The following is a 1,583-nucleotide window of genomic DNA, read 5'->3' on the forward strand; positions in this document are numbered from 1 at the left end:
ACCTGTCTGGAAGAGGCGCTGGCTTTCTTCGGCGGCGTGCCCGAGCACATCCTGTTCGACAACGCCAAGTCGGTGGTCGTCGAGCGCGACGCGCACGGCGATGGCCGCCATCGCTGGGACCGGGAACTGTTGGCGCAGGCCGAGCGGTATGGCTTCGAACTGAAGGTATGCCGTCCCTATCGCGCCAAGACCAAGGGCAAGGTCGAGCGCTTCAATCGCTATCTCAAGGAGAGCTTTGTCGTGCCGCTGGCCGCCACGCTCAAACAAGCCGGGCTGAAGCTGGATGTCGAGGCCGCCAACCAGTACATTGGCCGCTGGCTGACGGAGGTGGCCAACATACGGGTTCATGCCACCACTGGCGAGCGCCCCGTGGTGCGCCTTGCCGTCGAGCAAGAGGCCTTGCTGCCGCTACCGCAGGCGGGCAGACCGCTGCCTGTACGCAGGCCCATGCGCCCCATCCCGCGCGAGAGCCTGCAGCATCCGCTGGCCGTGTATGACAGCCTGCTGGAGGTGGCGGCATGAACCTGCAGCACTAGCGCATTGCCAACCTGTGCGGCCAGCTCAAACTAGACCGCGTGGCGCTGGAGTGGGGGTCGCTGGCACAGCGGGTGGCGACCGAGGACGCCAGTCTGGCCGACTTCCTGGAGCGGCTGCTCAACACCGAGGTTGCCGCCCGCGAGGAGCGCAAGCGTCAGGTGCTGACCAAGCTGGCGACACTGCCGTCGGTAAGGACGCTGGAGCAGTACGACTTCGGCTTCGCCAGCGGCGCACCGCGCATGCAGATACAGGAGTTGGGCAGCCTGGCGTTTATCGAGCGCGCCGAGAACGTTGTGCTGCTCGGGCCGTCCGGCGTCGGCAAGACACATCTGGCGACGGCGCTGGCCTATCGCGCGACGCAGGCTGGCATCAAGAGCCGCTTCCTGACGGCGGCTGACCTGATGATGCAACTAGCGACTGCGCGGCAGCAGGGGCGGCTGCGCGAGTACTTCAATCGGGCCGTGATGGGACCCAGGTTATTGGTGGTCGACGAAATCGGCTACCTGACGTTCGGGCGGGAAGAGGCGAACCTGTTCTTCAATGTCGTCGCCAAGCGCTACGAGCGGGGTTCGATGGTGTTGACCAGCAACCTGCCGTTTGCGCAATGGGCGACCGCCTTTGCCGACGACCAGACGCTAACGGCGGCGATGCTCGACCGGCTCCTGCATCACGCCCATATCGTGCAGATTACAGGGGAAAGCTACCGGCTCAAGGACAAGCGCCGGGCAGGTCAAACGAACGGCCGAGCCGCCGCCAAGGCGGCTGGCTGACGGGAGCCAGGTGGGTCAGTTTTACTTCGGCGATTCTTGCCAAAGTGGGTCAAATTTAAATCGGCGTTGACATCTATGTAGCTCACTGGAATCGGACATCATGGGCGCTGATGGTCAAAGCAAGGGAGTTGGGCCACCCGGCGGATTGGCTATTGCGCTCGCAGCACAATCACAACACCTTGCCTGGCGGCGGCAAGCTGTGGGACCAAGTAACACAGCAATTTTGAGCCCTGTGCCAACGAAGGAGGCAGTAGCTTACCGAATGTGGCAACTTAG

2 protein-coding genes are annotated in these 1,583 nt (G+C 63.5%); both read left to right on the forward strand.

The window, feature by feature from the left end:
* Positions 1-522, forward strand: a 522-nt coding sequence (locus MKD50_RS30305; RefSeq protein WP_501985985.1) for an IS21 family transposase, incomplete at its 5' end; no start/stop codon positions are given.
* A 17-nt stretch (positions 523-539) separates the two neighbouring features.
* Positions 540-1,307 carry an IS21-like element helper ATPase IstB gene (gene istB / locus MKD50_RS30310; RefSeq protein ID WP_232348037.1) on the forward strand — a complete coding sequence of 256 codons (768 nt, stop codon included), beginning with the start codon at positions 540-542 and terminating at the stop codon, positions 1,305-1,307.
* The last annotated feature ends 276 nt before the right edge of the window (positions 1,308-1,583 follow it).

Origin of the sequence: Cupriavidus mimosae, from assembly GCF_023952485.1 — a bacterium.
Classification (GTDB): Bacteria; Pseudomonadota; Gammaproteobacteria; order Burkholderiales; family Burkholderiaceae; genus Cupriavidus; species Cupriavidus taiwanensis_C.